This is a genomic window from Mesorhizobium sp. M0139 (assembly GCF_040322455.1).
Classification (GTDB): Bacteria; Pseudomonadota; Alphaproteobacteria; order Rhizobiales; family Rhizobiaceae; genus Mesorhizobium.
Window position 1 is genome coordinate 1 of record NZ_JAMYTN010000013.1, and the last position, 15,735, is coordinate 15,735.

The 15,735-nt window shown below is 61.2% G+C and carries 29 protein-coding genes; 28 read left to right on the forward strand and 1 reads right to left on the reverse strand.

Going from position 1 to position 15,735, the window contains the following annotated elements; all coding sequences use genetic code 11:
* From NKJ58_RS21990 to rplQ, 28 genes are all read left to right on the forward strand, one after another.
* Positions 1–135: EF-Tu C-terminal domain-related protein (locus tag NKJ58_RS21990; RefSeq protein WP_473606819.1), on the forward strand; the 135-nt coding region annotated here is incomplete at its 5' end.
* A 69-nt stretch (positions 136–204) separates the two neighbouring features.
* Complete coding sequence (rpsJ, locus tag NKJ58_RS21995) at positions 205–513, forward strand: 30S ribosomal protein S10 (protein WP_010909272.1); 309 nt, start codon at positions 205–207, stop codon at positions 511–513.
* Positions 514–574: 61 nt separating this feature from the next.
* Positions 575–1,303: a 50S ribosomal protein L3 gene (gene rplC / locus NKJ58_RS22000; protein ID WP_023682606.1), complete on the forward strand. Its 729-nt coding sequence runs from the start codon at positions 575–577 to the stop codon at positions 1,301–1,303.
* Positions 1,303–1,923: a 50S ribosomal protein L4 gene (gene rplD / locus NKJ58_RS22005; RefSeq protein WP_023672750.1), complete on the forward strand. Its 621-nt coding sequence runs from the start codon at positions 1,303–1,305 to the stop codon at positions 1,921–1,923. Before rplC ends, rplD begins: the two co-directional genes overlap by 1 nt.
* Positions 1,920–2,213 (forward strand): 50S ribosomal protein L23, encoded by a 294-nt coding sequence (locus NKJ58_RS22010; protein ID WP_023672751.1) that lies wholly within the window; start codon positions 1,920–1,922, stop codon positions 2,211–2,213. The genes rplD and NKJ58_RS22010 overlap by 4 nt, the downstream gene beginning before the upstream one ends.
* 22 nt (positions 2,214–2,235) lie before the next feature.
* A complete protein-coding gene (gene rplB / locus NKJ58_RS22015) occupies positions 2,236–3,069 on the forward strand; it encodes a 50S ribosomal protein L2 (RefSeq protein WP_023706515.1) in 834 nt (277 codons plus the stop codon).
* Positions 3,070–3,085: 16 nt separating this feature from the next.
* Positions 3,086–3,364 carry a 30S ribosomal protein S19 gene (rpsS, locus tag NKJ58_RS22020; RefSeq protein ID WP_006205463.1) on the forward strand — a complete coding sequence of 93 codons (279 nt, stop codon included), beginning with the start codon at positions 3,086–3,088 and terminating at the stop codon, positions 3,362–3,364.
* Between the two features lie 2 nt (positions 3,365–3,366).
* The gene (gene rplV, locus NKJ58_RS22025) at positions 3,367–3,756 is read left to right on the forward strand and encodes a 50S ribosomal protein L22 (RefSeq protein WP_006205462.1); all 390 of its coding nucleotides are present in this window, start codon (positions 3,367–3,369) and stop codon (positions 3,754–3,756) included.
* Positions 3,756–4,481, forward strand: a complete 726-nt coding sequence (gene rpsC / locus NKJ58_RS22030; RefSeq protein ID WP_023672753.1) for a 30S ribosomal protein S3 — start codon at positions 3,756–3,758, stop codon at positions 4,479–4,481. The genes rplV and rpsC overlap by 1 nt, the downstream gene beginning before the upstream one ends.
* 26 nt (positions 4,482–4,507) lie before the next feature.
* Positions 4,508–4,921: a 50S ribosomal protein L16 gene (gene rplP, locus NKJ58_RS22035; RefSeq protein WP_006205460.1), complete on the forward strand. Its 414-nt coding sequence runs from the start codon at positions 4,508–4,510 to the stop codon at positions 4,919–4,921.
* A gap of 13 nt (positions 4,922–4,934) precedes the next feature.
* Positions 4,935–5,135 carry a 50S ribosomal protein L29 gene (rpmC, locus tag NKJ58_RS22040; protein ID WP_006205459.1) on the forward strand — a complete coding sequence of 67 codons (201 nt, stop codon included), beginning with the start codon at positions 4,935–4,937 and terminating at the stop codon, positions 5,133–5,135.
* Positions 5,136–5,146: 11 nt separating this feature from the next.
* Complete coding sequence (gene rpsQ / locus NKJ58_RS22045; protein ID WP_010909280.1) at positions 5,147–5,386, forward strand: 30S ribosomal protein S17; 240 nt, start codon at positions 5,147–5,149, stop codon at positions 5,384–5,386.
* Positions 5,387–5,458: 72 nt separating this feature from the next.
* Positions 5,459–5,827 carry a 50S ribosomal protein L14 gene (rplN, locus tag NKJ58_RS22050; RefSeq protein ID WP_006205457.1) on the forward strand — a complete coding sequence of 123 codons (369 nt, stop codon included), beginning with the start codon at positions 5,459–5,461 and terminating at the stop codon, positions 5,825–5,827.
* A 12-nt stretch (positions 5,828–5,839) separates the two neighbouring features.
* Entirely contained in the window at positions 5,840–6,154 is a 315-nt protein-coding gene (rplX, locus tag NKJ58_RS22055; RefSeq protein ID WP_013531428.1) for a 50S ribosomal protein L24, read from the forward strand.
* Entirely contained in the window at positions 6,147–6,746 is a 600-nt protein-coding gene (gene rplE / locus NKJ58_RS22060; protein WP_352497459.1) for a 50S ribosomal protein L5, read from the forward strand. Before rplX ends, rplE begins: the two co-directional genes overlap by 8 nt.
* Before the next feature lie 27 nt (positions 6,747–6,773).
* Positions 6,774–7,079 (forward strand): 30S ribosomal protein S14, encoded by a 306-nt coding sequence (rpsN, locus tag NKJ58_RS22065; protein WP_010909282.1) that lies wholly within the window; start codon positions 6,774–6,776, stop codon positions 7,077–7,079.
* A 12-nt stretch (positions 7,080–7,091) separates the two neighbouring features.
* Complete coding sequence (gene rpsH, locus NKJ58_RS22070; RefSeq protein ID WP_006205453.1) at positions 7,092–7,490, forward strand: 30S ribosomal protein S8; 399 nt, start codon at positions 7,092–7,094, stop codon at positions 7,488–7,490.
* Positions 7,491–7,531: 41 nt separating this feature from the next.
* Entirely contained in the window at positions 7,532–8,065 is a 534-nt protein-coding gene (gene rplF, locus NKJ58_RS22075) for a 50S ribosomal protein L6 (protein WP_023682603.1), read from the forward strand.
* A 139-nt stretch (positions 8,066–8,204) separates the two neighbouring features.
* The gene (rplR, locus tag NKJ58_RS22080) at positions 8,205–8,564 is read left to right on the forward strand and encodes a 50S ribosomal protein L18 (protein ID WP_023682602.1); all 360 of its coding nucleotides are present in this window, start codon (positions 8,205–8,207) and stop codon (positions 8,562–8,564) included.
* 154 nt (positions 8,565–8,718) lie between these two features.
* Positions 8,719–9,282, forward strand: a complete 564-nt coding sequence (gene rpsE, locus NKJ58_RS22085; RefSeq protein ID WP_006333394.1) for a 30S ribosomal protein S5 — start codon at positions 8,719–8,721, stop codon at positions 9,280–9,282.
* Positions 9,283–9,306: 24 nt separating this feature from the next.
* Entirely contained in the window at positions 9,307–9,504 is a 198-nt protein-coding gene (gene rpmD / locus NKJ58_RS22090) for a 50S ribosomal protein L30 (protein WP_006205449.1), read from the forward strand.
* Between the two features lie 22 nt (positions 9,505–9,526).
* The gene (rplO, locus tag NKJ58_RS22095; protein ID WP_023672760.1) at positions 9,527–9,997 is read left to right on the forward strand and encodes a 50S ribosomal protein L15; all 471 of its coding nucleotides are present in this window, start codon (positions 9,527–9,529) and stop codon (positions 9,995–9,997) included.
* Positions 9,998–10,254: 257 nt separating this feature from the next.
* Positions 10,255–11,595 carry a preprotein translocase subunit SecY gene (secY, locus tag NKJ58_RS22100; RefSeq protein ID WP_023672761.1) on the forward strand — a complete coding sequence of 447 codons (1,341 nt, stop codon included), beginning with the start codon at positions 10,255–10,257 and terminating at the stop codon, positions 11,593–11,595.
* Entirely contained in the window at positions 11,592–12,200 is a 609-nt protein-coding gene (locus NKJ58_RS22105) for an adenylate kinase (protein WP_023701778.1), read from the forward strand. Before secY ends, NKJ58_RS22105 begins: the two co-directional genes overlap by 4 nt.
* Before the next feature lie 211 nt (positions 12,201–12,411).
* Positions 12,412–12,780 carry a 30S ribosomal protein S13 gene (gene rpsM / locus NKJ58_RS22110; protein WP_006205445.1) on the forward strand — a complete coding sequence of 123 codons (369 nt, stop codon included), beginning with the start codon at positions 12,412–12,414 and terminating at the stop codon, positions 12,778–12,780.
* A gap of 126 nt (positions 12,781–12,906) precedes the next feature.
* Entirely contained in the window at positions 12,907–13,296 is a 390-nt protein-coding gene (rpsK, locus tag NKJ58_RS22115) for a 30S ribosomal protein S11 (protein WP_006205444.1), read from the forward strand.
* 102 nt (positions 13,297–13,398) lie between these two features.
* A complete protein-coding gene (locus tag NKJ58_RS22120) occupies positions 13,399–14,409 on the forward strand; it encodes a DNA-directed RNA polymerase subunit alpha (RefSeq protein ID WP_023682599.1) in 1,011 nt (336 codons plus the stop codon).
* A gap of 101 nt (positions 14,410–14,510) precedes the next feature.
* On the forward strand, positions 14,511–14,942 hold the full coding sequence (gene rplQ / locus NKJ58_RS22125; protein ID WP_023691248.1) for a 50S ribosomal protein L17: 432 nt from the start codon (positions 14,511–14,513) through the stop codon (positions 14,940–14,942).
* Positions 14,943–15,024: 82 nt separating this feature from the next.
* Here rplQ and NKJ58_RS22130 read toward each other — a convergent pair whose 3' ends face one another.
* On the reverse strand, positions 15,025–15,651 hold the full coding sequence (locus NKJ58_RS22130) for a hypothetical protein (RefSeq protein ID WP_023752307.1): 627 nt from the start codon (positions 15,649–15,651) through the stop codon (positions 15,025–15,027).
* Positions 15,652–15,735: the final 84 nt, after the last annotated feature.

Sequence of the window (15,735 nt, forward strand, 5' to 3'; positions counted from 1 at the left end):
GTTATGCCCGGCGACAACATCACGGTCGATGTCGAGCTGATCGTGCCGATCGCCATGGAAGAGAAGCTGCGCTTCGCCATCCGTGAAGGCGGCCGTACCGTCGGTGCCGGCATCGTCGTCACCATCAAAGAGTAATTTAGACTTAAACCGATCTGTCGCGGGCGCAGGATTTGCCCGCGCCGCGCCAGAACAAGGAAGTGACGCATGAACGGACAGAATATCCGCATCCGCCTGAAGGCGTTTGATCACCGCGTGCTTGACGCCTCGACGAAAGAAATCGTGTCGACGGCCAAGCGCACCGGAGCAAACGTCCGCGGCCCCATTCCGCTGCCGACGCGGATCGAAAAGTTCACGGTCAACCGGTCGCCTCACGTCGACAAGAAGAGCCGCGAGCAGTTCGAGATGCGCACGCACAAGCGTCTGCTCGACATCGTCGATCCGACCCCGCAGACGGTCGATGCTTTGATGAAGCTCGATCTGGCCGCCGGTGTCGACGTCGAGATCAAGCTCTAAGGGAATGAGAGCGCGGTAAGGGGCGGTGCCCCTGGCCCGGAACTCTAAAGGAATTGAACCGATGCGTTCAGGTGTGATTGCAAAGAAGGTGGGAATGACCCGCATCTATAATGATGCCGGGGAACATGTTCCCGTCACCGTTCTCCAGATGGAGAACTGCCAGGTCGTGGCTCAGCGCACGCAGGAGAAGAACGGCTATACGGCCGTCCAGCTCGGCGTTGGCCTTGCCAAGGTGAAGAACACGTCGAAGGCGATGCGCGGCCATTTCGCGACCGCTTCCGTCGAGCCGAAGGCGAAGGTCGCCGAGTTTCGCGTCTCCGCCGACAACATGATCGATGTCGGCGCCGAGATCACCGTCGAGCACTTCGTCGCCGGCCAGAAGGTCGATGTGACGGGCACGACGATCGGCAAGGGTTTCCAGGGCGTCATCAAGCGCCACCACATGGGTGGTGGCCGCGCGACGCACGGTAACTCGGTTTCGCACCGTACGCACGGTTCGACCGGCCAGCGTCAGGATCCGGGCAAAGTGTTCAAGGGCAAGCATATGGCTGGCCACATGGGCGACACCCGCGTCACCACACAGAATGTCGAGATCGTTTCGACCGACGCCGATCGCGGCCTGATCCTGATCCGCGGTGCGGTTCCCGGATCGAAGGGCGCCTGGATCCTGGTCCGCGATGCGGCCAAGGTGGCACTGCCGGCCAATGCGCCGAAGCCTGCCGCGATCCGCGCCGTTGCCGCCGAGAGTGGCGCCAAGAACGAGGCTCCGGCCGCAGAGGGAGCAGAATAATGGATCTCAAGATCACAACGCTTGGCGGCAAGGACGCCGGCAAGGTGAAACTCTCCGAGGAGATTTTCGGCCTTGATCCGCGCGAGGACATCCTGCAGCGCGTCGTGCGCTGGCAGCTGGCCAAACGGCAGCAGGGCACGCACAAGGCCAAGGGCCGCGCCGAAATCGCGCGCACCGGCGCCAAGATGTACAAGCAGAAGGGTACGGGCCGCGCCCGTCACCATTCGGCACGCGCTCCGCAGTTCCGCGGCGGCGGCAAGGCCCACGGCCCGGTCGTTCGCAGCCACGAGCACGATCTGCCGAAGAAGGTGCGCGCTCTGGGCTTGCGGCATGCTCTCTCGGCCAAGGCCAAGAGCGCGTCGATCATCATCATCGACGAGCTGAAGCTGACCGAGGCCAAGACGAAGGCGCTGATCGCGAATTTCGCGACGCTGGGCCTGACCAATGCCTTGGTGATTGGCGGTGCCGAGCTTGACCAGAACTTCAAGCTGGCGGCGACCAACATCCCGAACATCGATGTGCTGCCCATCCAGGGCATCAACGTCTACGACATTCTGCGCCGCGGCACGCTGGTCCTTTCGAAGGCCGCCGTCGAGGCTCTCGAGGAGCGCTTTAAATGACCGACCTCCGTCATTACGACGTGATCGTCTCGCCGGCGATCACCGAAAAGTCGACCATGGCTTCCGAGAACAACCAGGTTGTTTTCAACGTCGCCAAGAAGGCGTCGAAGCCGGAAATCAAGGCCGCTGTCGAAGCGCTGTTTGGCGTCAAGGTTACGGCCGTGAACACGCTTGTCCGCAAGGGCAAGATCAAGCGCTTCCGCGGCACGATCGGCCGCCAGAGCGACGTCAAGAAGGCGATCGTGACGCTGGCCGACGGCCAGTCGATCGACGTCGCGACGGGTCTCTGAGCTAGGCCGCGAGGACAGGACAATGGCACTTAAAAAATTCAACCCGGTAACGCCGAGCACCCGCCAGTTGGTCATCGTCGACCGCTCGGGCCTCTACAAGGGCAAGCCCGTCAAGGGCCTGACCGAAGGCCTGACGAAGTCGGGCGGCCGCAACAATCACGGCCGCATCACGGCCCGCTTCATCGGCGGCGGTCACAAGCGTTCGTACCGCATCATCGACTTCAAGCGCCGCAAGTTCGACGTCGTCGGCACGGTCGAGCGCATTGAATACGATCCGAACCGCACCGCCTTCATCGCGCTGATCAAGTATGACGATGGCGAGCTGTCCTACATCATCGCTCCGCAGCGCCTTGCCGCCGGCGACAAGATCGTGGCCGGTGAATCGGTCGACGTGAAGCCGGGCAATGCGATGCCGCTGGCCTCGATGCCGGTCGGCACGATCGTCCACAACATCGAGCTGAAGCCGGGCAAGGGCGCCCAGGTTGCCCGCTCGGCAGGTGGCTACGGCCAGCTGGTCGGTCGCGATCAGGGCATGGCGATCCTGCGCCTCAACTCGGGCGAGCAGCGTGTCGTTCACGGCTCCTGCATGGCCACCGTCGGCGCCGTGTCGAACCCCGACCACGGCAACATCAACGACGGCAAGGCCGGCCGCACGGTCTGGCGCGGCAAGCGCCCGCACAATCGCGGCGTGACCATGAACCCGGTCGACCATCCGCATGGCGGTGGTGAAGGCCGCACCTCCGGTGGCCGTCATCCGGTCAGCCCGTGGGGCAAGCCGACCAAGGGCAAGAAGACGCGGTCCAACAAGGCGACCGACAAGTTCATCCTGCGCTCGCGCCATCAGCGCAAGAGCTAAGAAGAGGTAACGCCAAGTGACTCGTTCTATTTGGAAAGGCCCCTTCATCGACGGCTACCTTCTCAAGAAGGTGGACAAGGTTCGTGAAGGTGGTCGCAATGAGGTGATCAAGATGTGGAGCCGTCGCTCCACCATCCTGCCGCAGTTCGTCGGCTTCACCTTCGGTGTCTATAACGGCCAGAAGCATGTTCCCGTCTCGGTGAACGAGGACATGGTCGGTCACAAGTTCGGTGAATTCGCTCCGACCCGGACCTATTACGGTCACGGCGCGGATAAGAAGGCGAAGAGGAAATAATCATGGGCAAGGCCAAAGCTCCGCGCAGGCTTGCTGACAACGAAGCGCGCGCCGTTCTGCGCACGATCCGTATCAGCCCGCAGAAGCTGAACCTGGTTGCCGCGCTGATCCGCGGCAAGAAGGTCGCGACAGCGCTTTCCGACCTCGAATTCTCGGCCAAGCGGATTTCCGGCACGGTCAAGAAGACGCTGGAATCGGCGATCGCCAACGCGGAAAACAACCACGACCTCGACGTCGATGCGCTGATCGTGGCGGAAGCCTATGTCGGCAAGTCGATCGTCATGAAGCGGTTCCATGCTCGTGGCCGCGGTCGCGCCAGCCGTATCGAGAAGCCGTTCTCGCACCTCACGATCGTCGTTCGTGAAGTCGAAGAAAAAGGGGAGGCCGCATAATGGGTCAGAAAGTCAATCCGATCGGTCTGCGCCTCGGCATCAACCGCACCTGGGATTCGCGCTGGTTCGCGAACACCGGCGAGTACGGCAAGCTGCTGCATGAGGACATCAAGATCCGCAAGTATCTTGAGAAGGAACTCAAGCAGGCTGCGATCTCCAAGGTCGTGATCGAGCGTCCGCACAAGAAGTGCCGCGTCACCATCCATGCGGCGCGTCCGGGCCTGATCATCGGCAAGAAGGGCGCCGACATCGAGAAGCTTCGCAAGAAGCTGATGGAGATGACGAAGTCCGAGACGCACTTGAACATCGTTGAAGTGCGCAAGCCGGAAATCGACGCGACCCTGGTCGCCCAGTCGATCGCCCAGCAGCTCGAGCGTCGTATCGCGTTCCGCCGCGCCATGAAGCGCGCCGTTCAGTCGGCCATGCGCCTGGGCGCCGAAGGCATCCGCATCAACTGCGCCGGCCGTCTCGGCGGCGCCGAGATTGCACGCATGGAATGGTACCGCGAAGGCCGCGTGCCGCTGCATACGCTGCGCGCCGATGTCGACTATGGCACGGCCGAAGCGCATACGGCTTACGGCATCTGCGGCGTCAAGGTCTGGGTGTTCAAGGGCGAAATCCTCGAGCACGATCCGATGGCTTCGGAGCGTCGCGCGACCGAGGGTGATGCTGCGCATGGCGGTGGTGGTGATCGCGAACGCGGTCGTCGTCGCGAAAACGCCTGATTATTTAGGAATTTGGAGTTAGAACGATGCTGCAGCCAAAGCGCACAAAGTTCCGCAAGCAGTTCAAGGGCCGTATCCATGGTACCGCAAAGGGCGGCACCAACCTGGATTTTGGTGGTTTCGGGCTGAAGGCGCTTGAGCCGAACCGCGTCACCGCGCGTGAGATCGAGGCGGCCCGCCGCGCGATCACTCGTGAGATGAAGCGTGCCGGCCGCGTGTGGATCCGTATTTTCCCTGATGTGCCGGTGACGTCGAAGCCGACCGAAGTGCGCATGGGCAAGGGCAAGGGCGCTGTCGATTACTGGGCGGCGCGCGTCAAGCCGGGCCGCATCATGTTCGAGATCGACGGCGTCAACGAAGAAACCGCCCGTGAGGCGCTGCGTCTCGGCGCGGCCAAGCTCTCGGTCAGGACGCGCTTCGTACAGCGCATCGCAGAATAAGGACGGGCTGATCATGAAAGCCGAAGACATCCGGACGAAGACCCAGGACCAGCTGACCGACGATCTGGCCAGCCTGAAGAAGGAGCAGTTCAACCTGCGCTTCCAGAAGGCCACCGGCCAGCTCGAGAAGACCGCGCGCGTGCGGCAGGTTCGCAAGGACATTGCGCGTATCAAGACCATCGCTGCGGAAAAGTCCGCGGCCAAGAAGGCTTAAGGACGAAAATCATGCCAAAGCGCATTCTGCAGGGCACTGTCGTCAGCGACAAGAACGAGAAGACGGTAGTCGTCAAGGTCGAACGGCGCTTCACGCATCCCGTGATGAAGAAGACCGTGCGCATGACCAAGAAGTACAAGGCGCACGACGAGAACAACGCCCACAAGGTCGGCGATCAGGTGTTCATCCAGGAATCGAAGCCGATTTCCAAGGACAAGCGCTGGATCGTCGTGTCTTCGGACCAGGCGTAACAAACCGAATTTAGGACAGACCGGGGAGGGGCTTTGAGCCCGTCCCGTTAGAAGAGAAGAAGGCGGCCAGTCATGATTCAGATGCAAACAAACCTCGACGTCGCGGATAATTCCGGCGCCCGTCGTGTCATGTGCATCAAGGTGCTGGGCGGCTCGAAGCGGAAATACGCTTCCGTAGGCGACATCATCGTGGTGTCGATCAAGGAAGCCATTCCGCGCGGCCGCGTTAAGAAGGGCGATGTGATGAAGGCGGTCGTGGTTCGCACGGCCAAGGACATCCGCCGCCCGGACGGCAGCGTGATCCGTTTCGACAAGAACGCGGCCGTTCTCGTCGACAACAAGAAAGAGCCGATCGGCACGCGTATCTTCGGACCGGTTCCGCGCGAACTCCGCGCCAAGAACCACATGAAGATCATCTCGCTCGCGCCTGAAGTGCTGTAAGGAGCCGGACCAATGCAAAAGATTAGAAAAGGCGACAAGGTCGTCGTGCTGGCCGGCAAGGACAAGGGCCGTTCGGGCGAAGTCCTCTCGGTTCAGCCGAAGGAAGACACCGCGCTGGTTCGCGGCGTCAACATGATCCGTCGTCACCAGAAGCAGTCCCAGTCCCAAGAGGGCGGGATCATCACCAAGGAAGCGCCGATCCAGCTGTCGAACATCGCGCTGGCCGACCCCAAGGATGGCAAGCCGACCCGCGTCGGCTTCATCTTCCAGAAGGACGGCAAGAAGGTGCGCGTCGCCAAGCGCTCGGGAGAAGTCATCAATGGCTAAGGCTCAAACCACGAAGGCCAAGGCTGAAAGCAAACAGTCCAAGGCCCAGAACACGCCGCGTCTCAAGCAGGTCTACAACGAGACCATCCGCAAGGCGCTGCAGGAGCAGTTCGGCTACGAGAACGAGATGCAGGTTCCGCGCATCGACAAGATCGTGCTGAACATGGGCGTCGGCGAAGCGACCGCGGATTCGAAGAAGCCTTCGATCGCGGCCGAAGACCTGGCGATGATTGCCGGCCAGAAGGCCGTCGTCACCCGCGCTCGCAACTCCATCGCCGGCTTCAAGGTCCGCGAGAAGATGCCGATCGGCGCCAAGGTCACGCTGCGCAAGGAACGCATGTACGAGTTCCTCGACCGTCTCGTGAACATCGCACTGCCGCGCGTCCGCGACTTTCGCGGACTGAATCCGAAGAGCTTCGATGGCCGTGGCAACTACGCCATGGGCATCAAGGAACACATCGTGTTCCCGGAGATCAACTACGACAAGGTTGATCAGATCTGGGGCATGGACGTCATCGTTTGTACGACTGCGAAGACGGACGACGAAGCCAGGGCATTGCTCAAGGCCTTCAACTTCCCCTTCCGCCAGTAACGGCAGCGAGAAAAGGAAAAATCTGAAATGGCAAAGACCAGCTCAGTCGAGAAGAACAACAGGCGCCGCAAGCTTGCCGACCAGTACGGTCCCAAGCGCGCAGCGCTCAAGGCGATCATCATGGACCAGTCCAAGCCGATGGAAGAGCGTTTCCGCGCTCAGCTGAAGCTTGCTGCCCTGCCGCGCAACTCGGCCAAGATCCGCATCCGCAACCGCTGCGAAGTTACCGGCCGTCCGCGCGCCTATTATCGCAAGCTCAAAGTATCGCGCATCGCGCTTCGTGATCTCGGCAATAACGGCCAGATCCCGGGCCTGGTCAAGTCGAGCTGGTAAGGAGGACATAACATGTCATTGAGCGATCCTCTCGGCGATATGCTGACCCGCATCCGCAACGCGTATGGCCGCAAGAAGTCGAGCGTTTCGACGCCGGCCTCGCGCCTGCGTACCCGCGTCCTCGACGTGCTGAAGGCTGAAGGCTATATCCGCGACTACAGCCAGACCGACTTCGACAACGGCAAGTCCGAAATCGAAATCGAGCTGAAGTATTTCGACGGTGCTCCGGTCGTGCGCGAAATCGCCCGCGTCTCGAAGCCTGGCCGCCGCGTTTACGTCTCGGCCAAGTCGATCCCGCACGTCGCCAACGGCCTCGGCATCGCCATCCTTTCGACGCCGAAGGGCGTGATGGCCGATCACGAAGCACGCGAACAGAATGTCGGCGGCGAAATCCTCTGCCAGATTTTCTAATTCGGCAGACCTGAAACAAGAGAAGTGACGAGGACAACCAAATGTCTCGTATTGGAAAGAAACCCGTTTCGCTGCCGCAGGGCGTGACCGCGACCGTCAACGGCCAGACCGTGACGGCGAAGGGCCCCAAGGGCGAGCTGAAGTTCGTGGTGAACGACGAAGTGCTGGTCAAGATGGAAGGCAGCGAAATCGCTGTCCAGCCGCGTGACCAGACCAAGACCGCCCGCTCCAAGTGGGGCATGTCGCGCACGCAGATCGTCAACATCCTGCAGGGCGTCAAGGACGGTTTCGAGAAGAAGCTCGAGATCACCGGCGTCGGCTATCGCGCGGCACTCCAGGGCAAGAACCTGCAGCTGGCGCTTGGCTTCAGCCACGACGTCGTTTACGAGACGCCGGCCGGCATCACGATCACCGTGCCGAAGCCGACGGAAATCACCGTGACCGGCATCGACAAGCAGCAGGTCGGCCAGGTTGCAGCCGAGATCCGCGAGTATCGCGGTCCCGAGCCCTACAAGGGCAAGGGTGTCCGCTATGCCGGCGAGAAGATCGTCCGCAAGGAAGGCAAGAAGAAGTAGTAGGCCTGGCCCCGAAAGTTGCAGACTTTTCGGAAAAGGCCAAGCCAAAGAAGTGCAACGCCGCGGGGAGCGGTCGCGGGAGGCGCTTTCGCCTACCGCACATGGCGGCCCCCGTTTTTTGAAGGCAAGGAAGACTATCATGGCTACCAAGGAATCCATCCAGCGCCGCGCGCAGCGCGTCCGCCGCCAGATCAAGAAGGTCGCCGGCGAACGTCCGCGTCTCTCGGTTCACCGCACGTCGAAGAACATCTACGTGCAGGTCATCGACGATGCCAAGGGCCATACCATCGCGGCTGCATCGACACTCGAGAAGGACCTCAAGGGTTCGCTCAAGACCGGCGCCGACACCGAGGCAGCAGCCGCTGTTGGCAAGCTGATCGCCGAGCGTGCTTCGAAGGCCGGCGTCAAGGAAGTCGTCTTTGACCGCGGCGCCTATATCTATCACGGCCGCGTCAAGGCGCTGGCCGAGGCTGCCCGTGAAGGCGGTCTGAGCTTCTAATTGCCTGATCCCGAACCGAAGGTCAGCGCAGCAAAAAGTTGCAGACTTTTCGGACAAGATCATGCAAGGAAAAATAATTCGCCCCCGGTGACCCAAAGAGGCGCACCGGATCTTATCAGCAACCGTGCTTCCGGAAAAAAACAAGGAACAGGATATGGCACAGGAACGTAGGGATGGCGGCCGCGGCCGCGATCGTGAAGAACGCGATGACGGCATGGTGGACAAGCTCGTCCACATCAACCGTGTCGCCAAGGTCGTCAAGGGCGGCCGTCGCTTCGGTTTTGCAGCACTCGTCGTCGTCGGCGACCAGAAGGGCCGCGTCGGCTTCGGTCACGGCAAGGCGCGCGAAGTGCCGGAAGCGATCCGCAAGGCAACTGAGTCGGCCAAGCGCGACATGATTTTCGTGCCGCTGCGCTCGGGCCGCACGCTGCACCACGACGTCGAAGGACGCTGGGGCGCCGGACGCGTGCTGCTGCGCGCTGCCAAGCAGGGTACCGGCATCATCGCCGGCGGCCCGATGCGCGCTGTCTTCGAGACGCTCGGCATGCATGACGTGGTCGCCAAGTCGATGGGTTCGTCGAACCCCTACAACATGGTTCGTGCCACATTCGACGCGCTGAAGAGCCAGATGCATCCCAAGGATGTGGCTGCTGCACGCGGCATCAAGTATTCGACCCTTCAGGCCCGCCGCGGCACCGCCGTTGCGGCTGAAGAATAGTCGATCTGACCAGGGATTTTGACCATGGCCAAGAAAGCAACCAAGACCATCACCGTTGAGCAGATCGGTTCGCCGATCCGCCGCCCGAAGGAACAGCGCGCGACGCTGGTCGGCCTCGGCCTCAACAAGATGCACAAGCAGCGCACTCTGGAGGACACTCCCTCGGTGCGCGGCATGATCGCTGCCGTCCAGCATCTCGTCCGCGTCGTGGACGAGGGCTGAGCAAAAGCGCAGGAGAACCCAGATGAAACTCAACGATCTGCGTGACAAGGACGGCGCGACGCACTCCAAGAAGCGTCTCGGCCGTGGCATCGGCTCCGGCTCGGGCAAGACCGGCGGTCGCGGCGTCAAGGGCCAGAAGGCGCGCTCCGGCGTTGCCATCAACGGCTTCGAGGGCGGCCAGATGCCGCTCTATCGGCGCCTGCCGAAGCGTGGCTTCAATAACATCTTCGCCAAGAGCTTTGTCGTCGTGTCGCTGGCTCGTATCCAGACGGCGCTCGATGCCAAGAAGCTTGACGCCAAGGCGACCGTGACGGCCGAGGCGCTCGTTGCCGCCGGCGTCATCCGCCGCGTCAAGGACGGCGTGCGCATCCTCTCGGACGGCGAGCTCAAGGCAAAGCTTGCCTTCGACGTCGCGGGCGCCTCCAAGGCCGCGATCGAGAAGATCGAAAAGGCCGGCGGTTCGGTCAAGCTGCCGGAAGCGGCAGCGGAGTAACGGCAATTTGAAGCGCGGTCGGCAGGAACGGTATCCGTTTTTGTTCACGATTGCGCTTTGATCCAATCAATTAGGCGGCCGCGTCAACGCGGCCGCTTGCATGTTTAGAGCCCGGAGCTTATCTCGTGAGCTTCGGTGCCACGCGCCGCCTGAGCTGCGGGCATCGAGCGTGACATACAAATCAAAGAAATAGCGCATGACGTTGTCCGAAAACCGCTTCACACTTTTCGGCATCATGCTCTAGCGGAGAATCAGGCATGGCTTCGGCTGCTGAACAACTAGCCTCGAATCTGAATTTTGCGGCTTTCGCCAAGGCGGAGGACCTGAAGAAGCGAATCTGGTTCACCGTCGGCGCGCTGCTCGTCTATCGCCTCGGCACCTATATCCCGCTGCCCGGCATCAATCCGGATGCATTCGCGCAGGCCTTCTCTTCGCAGGCCAAGGGCGTGCTCGGCATGTTCAACATGTTCGCCGGCGGCGCCGTGCAGCGCATGGCGATCTTCGCGCTCGGCATCATGCCTTACATCTCAGCCTCCATCATCATGCAGCTGATGACCTCGGTCATTCCGTCGCTGGAGGCGCTGAAAAAGGAAGGCGAGCAGGGCCGCAAGGTCATCAACCAGTACACGCGCTACGGCACGGTACTCCTGGCGCTGGTGCAGGCCTACGGCATTTCGGTGGGCCTGGAAGGCGGCAACGGCATCGTCAATGATCCCGGCATGTTCTTCCGCATCTCGACCGTCGTCACGCTGGTTGGCGGAACCATGTTCCTGATGTGGCTGGGCGAGCAGATCACCGCCCGCGGCATCGGCAACGGCATTTCGCTGATCATCTTTTCCGGCATCGTCGCCGGCCTGCCGCGCGCCATCTCCGGCACGCTGGAGCTCGGCCGCACCGGCGCCCTATCGACCGGGCTGATACTCGCGATCATCGTGCTGGCTATCATCGTCATCGCGCTGATCGTGTTCTTCGAGCGCGCGCAGCGCCGCCTGCTGATCCAGTATCCGAAGCGCCAGGTCGGCAACCGCATGTTCCAGGGCGATACCTCGCATCTGCCGCTGAAGCTCAACACGTCGGGCGTCATTCCGCCGATCTTCGCGTCGTCGCTGCTTTTGCTGCCGGCAACGGTCGCCGGCTTCTCGCAGACGACAAACCTGCCGGCCTGGGCAAGCACCGTGCTCGCCTCGCTCGGCCACGGCCAGCCGCTCTACATGCTGTTCTATGCGGCAATGATCGTGTTCTTCGCCTTCTTCTACACGGCCATCGTGTTCAATCCGAAGGACACCGCCGACCAGCTCAAGAAGCATTCCGGCTTCATTCCGGGCTACCGTCCGGGTGAGCGCACCGCCGATTACATCGACTATGTCCTGACGCGCATCACCGTCGTCGGCGCCATCTATCTGGTGCTGGTGTGCCTGCTGCCCGAGTTCCTGATTTCGGCGACTGGCGTACCATTCTACCTCGGTGGCACATCGCTTCTGATCGTGGTCAGTGTAACCCTCGATACGGTGGCGCAGATCCAGGGTCACCTGATCGCGCACCAGTATGAGGGCCTGATCAAGAAGTCGAAGCTGCGCGGGGGGAAGAAGGCCAGATGAGATTGATATTGCTTGGGCCGCCAGGAGCGGGCAAGGGGACGCAAGCACAAAGACTGGTAGAAAAATACGGCATACCGCAGCTGTCGACGGGCGACATGCTGCGGGCCGCCGTACAGGCCGGCACTGAAGTCGGCAAGCGCGCCAAGGCGGTGATGGATGCCGGCGAGCTGGTTTCCGACGCCATTGTCAACGCGATCGTGGCCGAGCGCATCGACCAGCCCGATTGCACCAACGGTTTCATCCTCGACGGATATCCGCGCACGCTGGTGCAGGCTGATGCGGTTGAATCGATGCTCGCCGAGCGCGGCATTGGCCTCGATGCCGTGATCGAGTTCGTCGTCGACGACAAAGCGTTGGTCGGCCGCATCGTCAAGCGCGCCGACGACGCCAAGGCCGCCGGACAGCCGGTGCGCAAGGACGACAATCCGGTGGTGTTCGAAGAGCGCCTGCGGGAATATTACAAGAAGACGGCGCCGCTGATCGGCTATTATTACGCCAAACGCTCGCTTAGGAGTGTCGACGGCATGGCTCCTGTCGACACCGTGACGGCGGAGATTGAAGCGCTGCTCGCGGCGGTGACGCGGGAGACCGTTACGGTAAAGTAAAGATTGCGCTTGACTGGAACGGTTCGCTGGGTTATGGCGGCCCGTCTTCCTATCAGGCATGAGGCTTGCTTGTCCGCAAGGGCAAGGCAGCCGCATTGAAACTAGGGAACTCCCGCAAGGGCCGGCCTCCACCGGACGCGGGGTAATTTGAACAGCGCCGCGCATGCCTTGTTTTGAAGGCCGGCCGGTCCCACATGGAGCAGAGAAGAATATGGCTCGTATAGCCGGCGTCAACATTCCGACCAACAAGCGCGTCGTCATTGCGCTTCAGTACATTCACGGCATTGGCAAGAAGTTCGCCCAGGAGATCGTCGACAAGGTCGGCATCCCGGCCGAGCGCCGCGTCAACCAGCTGACCGACGCGGAAGTGCTGCAGATCCGCGAGACCATCGACCGCGACTACCAGGTCGAAGGCGACCTGCGCCGCGAAGTGTCGATGAACATCAAGCGTCTCATGGACCTCGGCTGCTACCGCGGTCTGCGTCACCGCCGTTCGCTGCCGGTTCGCGGCCAGCGCACGCACACCAATGCACGCACCCGCAAGGGCCCGGCCAAGTCGATCGCCGGCAAGAAGAAGTAAGTGAGCGATAGCGAGTAGCCATTAGCGAGTAGGGGTTCCCTATTCGCTGGTCCCTGCTCACTACTCGCTTTCAAAGGTGGAGCCGCTGGCATTACGGCGGTGTAGAGATCAACTGAAAGGACTATCATGGCCAAGGAAGCCGCTCGTGTTCGCCGTCGCGAACGCAAGAACATCTCGTCGGGCGTTGCCCACGTCAATTCGACCTTCAACAACACGATGATCACCATCACCGACGCGCAGGGCAATTCGATTGCCTGGTCGTCGGCCGGTGCCCAGGGCTTCAAGGGTTCGCGCAAGTCGACCCCGTTCGCCGCCCAGATGGCTGCCGAAGACGTCGCCAAGAAGGCCCAGGAACACGGCATGCGCATGCTCGAAGTCGAGGTCTGCGGACCCGGCTCCGGTCGTGAATCGGCGCTTCGCGCCCTGCAGGCTGCCGGCTTCACCATCACTTCGATCCGTGATGTGACGCCGATCCCGCACAATGGCTGCCGCCCGCGTAAGAAGCGCCGCGTCTAAGACATTACCGAACGCCGCGTGAGCGCCTCAAGGCGCTCCTCCACGGCACTCCAGGTCGCCCGCCACGATTGGATGGTGGCGGGTCAACGGAAGGAAAGCATCATGATCCAGAAAAATTGGCAGGAACTGATCAAGCCGAACAAGATCGAGTTCTCGTCGAAGAAGAAGACGCTGACCACGCTGGTCGCCGAGCCGCTCGAGCGTGGCTTCGGCCTGACGCTCGGCAACGCGCTGCGCCGCGTGCTTTTGTCTTCGCTGCGCGGTGCGGCTGTCACCGCCGTGCAGATCGACGGCGTTCTGCATGAATTCTCGTCGATTGCCGGCGTGCGTGAGGACGTGACCGACATCGTCCTCAACATCAAGGAAATCGCCATCCGCATGGAAGGCGATGGTCCCAAGCGCATGGTCGTTCGCAAGCAGGGCCCGGGTGCGGTTCTGGCTGGCGACATCCAGACGGTTGGCGACGTCGAGATCCTCAACCCCGACCACGTCATCTGCACGCTGGACGAGGGCGCTGAAATCCGTATGGAATTCACAGTCGACACCGGCAAGGGTTACGTGCCGGCAGACCGCAACCGCGCCGAAGACGCGCCGATCGGCCTGATCCCGGTCGACAGCCTGTATTCGCCGGTCAAGAAGGTCTCCTACAAGGTCGAGAACACCCGCGAGGGCCAGGTTCTCGACTATGACAAGCTGACCATGACCATCGAGACCGACGGTTCGATCTCGGGCGAGGACGCGGTGGCATTCGCTGCCCGCATCCTGCAGGACCAGCTTGGCCTGTTCGTCAATTTCGACGAGCCGCAGAAGGAAGTCGCCACCGAGGCCGTCACCGAGCTCGCCTTCAACCCGGCGCTGCTCAAGAAAGTGGACGAGCTCGAGCTTTCGGTGCGTTCGGCCAACTGCCTGAAGAACGACAACATCGTCTACATCGGCGATCTCATCCAGAAGACCGAAGCCGAGATGCTGCGCACCCCGAACTTCGGCCGCAAGTCGCTGAACGAGATCAAAGAAGTGCTCGCGGCGATGGGCCTGCACCTCGGCATGGAAGTGCCGGACTGGCCGCCGGAAAACATCGAAGACCTCGCCAAGCGTTACGAAGACCAATATTGAGCATGAAGTCCAAGGATCGGCGGCGTGGGCCGCTCGATCCGACGGTCATGCGGAAAACCATCAGAGGCCGTGGCCTCTTGAACAACTGAAGGAAAAGAGCCATGCGCCACGGTTTTAAAGGCCGCCGCTTCGCCCGAAGCATTAGCCATCGCAAGTCGATGTTCGCCAACCTCGCCGTGTCGCTGCTCGAGCATGAGCAGATCGTCACCACCCTGCCGAAGGCGAAGGATTTGCGTCCGATCGTCGAGAAGCTGGTGACGCTCGGCAAGCGCGGCGACTTGCATGCGCGCCGCCAGGTCATTGCCCAGATCGGCAATGAAGGCGTCGTCAAGCGTTTGTTCGACACGATTGCGCCGCGCTACGCCGACCGCAACGGCGGCTATCTGCGCATCATGAAGGCGGGCTTCCGCCACGGCGACAATGCCGCCATGGCGGTCATCGAGTTCGTCGACCGCGACACCGACGCCAAGGGCGCCGGCGACCGCGCCCGCCTCGAAGCCGAAGGCGCCAACGAGGAAGCCACTGCCGCATAAGGCTCGGTTTTTCAGGAATGACTTCAAGGGGCCTTCGGGCCCCTTTTTGTTACCGGCGTCCTACGTTTAGCGTGTCTTACGTTTAGCGAGTAAGCATCAGGTAGTCGCGACCGCTAAGCAGATTCCAATTGAAGGCGCCGGGGATCTCTTCGAACGCCGGTTGGGGATAGGAATAGATACTGTCGAGGGTGGCGCGGGAATCTATATCGCTGACCACTCGCGACACGTTGGAATTGGTCAGGTATTTTTGGGCGTCCCCATCTTCGATGAAGTCTGTATCGACTCGGAAATGAATCTGAACGGGACCCGCGCAGATGTTCAGCAATATTTCGTCGCTCAAGGCGGCGTAGAACACCGCTGCCTCTTCTGGAGCCCAAAGGCCGGCAGTCAAGAATTCCGAAGGTGTCGTCTCTCCACTGAACCCATCCAATGAGAGCACAAGGCGATCGGTGAGAACCTCAAAATCACCTTCGAGATAGCCCGCTTCTTCGATCTGAAACCAGTTCATCCAATGAGGTGCTTCTTCATCAAAGGAAATTTCGAGCTTTCCGAAAGTCCAATAGACCGGAATCGTCTCTGCATGTTCCGTGATCCAGCCGTCAGGCGGACCTAGCATACCGGCGATGTCGATCATTTTCAGAGAAGGGAAAACAGGCCCAAAAGTGCCGGTCTTCAAAAAGTCACGGAATGACAGGAGTTGTTTTTTCATGAGGGCCGACGAAGGTTTTCAGTTTCAAGTCGACCTATAGCTGCTTTGATGCCCAAAATAATCGTATTTCAGCGGCTTAGCCTT

Bases quoted from the DNA above. Each gene is read 5' to 3' on its own strand.
- rpsJ (WP_010909272.1), top strand. From the start codon at position 205: ATGAACGGACAGAATATCCGCATCCGCCTGAAGGCGTTTGATCACCGC.
- rplC (WP_023682606.1), top strand. From the start codon at position 575: ATGCGTTCAGGTGTGATTGCAAAGAAGGTGGGAATGACCCGCATCTAT.
- rplD (WP_023672750.1), top strand. From the start codon at position 1,303: ATGGATCTCAAGATCACAACGCTTGGCGGCAAGGACGCCGGCAAGGTG.
- NKJ58_RS22010 (WP_023672751.1), top strand. From the start codon at position 1,920: ATGACCGACCTCCGTCATTACGACGTGATCGTCTCGCCGGCGATCACC.
- rplB (WP_023706515.1), top strand. From the start codon at position 2,236: ATGGCACTTAAAAAATTCAACCCGGTAACGCCGAGCACCCGCCAGTTG.
- rplV (WP_006205462.1), top strand. From the start codon at position 3,367: ATGGGCAAGGCCAAAGCTCCGCGCAGGCTTGCTGACAACGAAGCGCGC.
- rpsC (WP_023672753.1), top strand. From the start codon at position 3,756: ATGGGTCAGAAAGTCAATCCGATCGGTCTGCGCCTCGGCATCAACCGC.
- rplP (WP_006205460.1), top strand. From the start codon at position 4,508: ATGCTGCAGCCAAAGCGCACAAAGTTCCGCAAGCAGTTCAAGGGCCGT.
- rpmC (WP_006205459.1), top strand. From the start codon at position 4,935: ATGAAAGCCGAAGACATCCGGACGAAGACCCAGGACCAGCTGACCGAC.
- rpsQ (WP_010909280.1), top strand. From the start codon at position 5,147: ATGCCAAAGCGCATTCTGCAGGGCACTGTCGTCAGCGACAAGAACGAG.
- rplN (WP_006205457.1), top strand. From the start codon at position 5,459: ATGATTCAGATGCAAACAAACCTCGACGTCGCGGATAATTCCGGCGCC.
- rplX (WP_013531428.1), top strand. From the start codon at position 5,840: ATGCAAAAGATTAGAAAAGGCGACAAGGTCGTCGTGCTGGCCGGCAAG.
- rplE (WP_352497459.1), top strand. From the start codon at position 6,147: ATGGCTAAGGCTCAAACCACGAAGGCCAAGGCTGAAAGCAAACAGTCC.
- rpsN (WP_010909282.1), top strand. From the start codon at position 6,774: ATGGCAAAGACCAGCTCAGTCGAGAAGAACAACAGGCGCCGCAAGCTT.
- rpsH (WP_006205453.1), top strand. From the start codon at position 7,092: ATGTCATTGAGCGATCCTCTCGGCGATATGCTGACCCGCATCCGCAAC.
- rplF (WP_023682603.1), top strand. From the start codon at position 7,532: ATGTCTCGTATTGGAAAGAAACCCGTTTCGCTGCCGCAGGGCGTGACC.
- rplR (WP_023682602.1), top strand. From the start codon at position 8,205: ATGGCTACCAAGGAATCCATCCAGCGCCGCGCGCAGCGCGTCCGCCGC.
- rpsE (WP_006333394.1), top strand. From the start codon at position 8,719: ATGGCACAGGAACGTAGGGATGGCGGCCGCGGCCGCGATCGTGAAGAA.
- rpmD (WP_006205449.1), top strand. From the start codon at position 9,307: ATGGCCAAGAAAGCAACCAAGACCATCACCGTTGAGCAGATCGGTTCG.
- rplO (WP_023672760.1), top strand. From the start codon at position 9,527: ATGAAACTCAACGATCTGCGTGACAAGGACGGCGCGACGCACTCCAAG.
- secY (WP_023672761.1), top strand. From the start codon at position 10,255: ATGGCTTCGGCTGCTGAACAACTAGCCTCGAATCTGAATTTTGCGGCT.
- NKJ58_RS22105 (WP_023701778.1), top strand. From the start codon at position 11,592: ATGAGATTGATATTGCTTGGGCCGCCAGGAGCGGGCAAGGGGACGCAA.
- rpsM (WP_006205445.1), top strand. From the start codon at position 12,412: ATGGCTCGTATAGCCGGCGTCAACATTCCGACCAACAAGCGCGTCGTC.
- rpsK (WP_006205444.1), top strand. From the start codon at position 12,907: ATGGCCAAGGAAGCCGCTCGTGTTCGCCGTCGCGAACGCAAGAACATC.
- NKJ58_RS22120 (WP_023682599.1), top strand. From the start codon at position 13,399: ATGATCCAGAAAAATTGGCAGGAACTGATCAAGCCGAACAAGATCGAG.
- rplQ (WP_023691248.1), top strand. From the start codon at position 14,511: ATGCGCCACGGTTTTAAAGGCCGCCGCTTCGCCCGAAGCATTAGCCAT.
- NKJ58_RS22130 (WP_023752307.1), bottom strand. From the start codon at position 15,651: ATGAAAAAACAACTCCTGTCATTCCGTGACTTTTTGAAGACCGGCACT.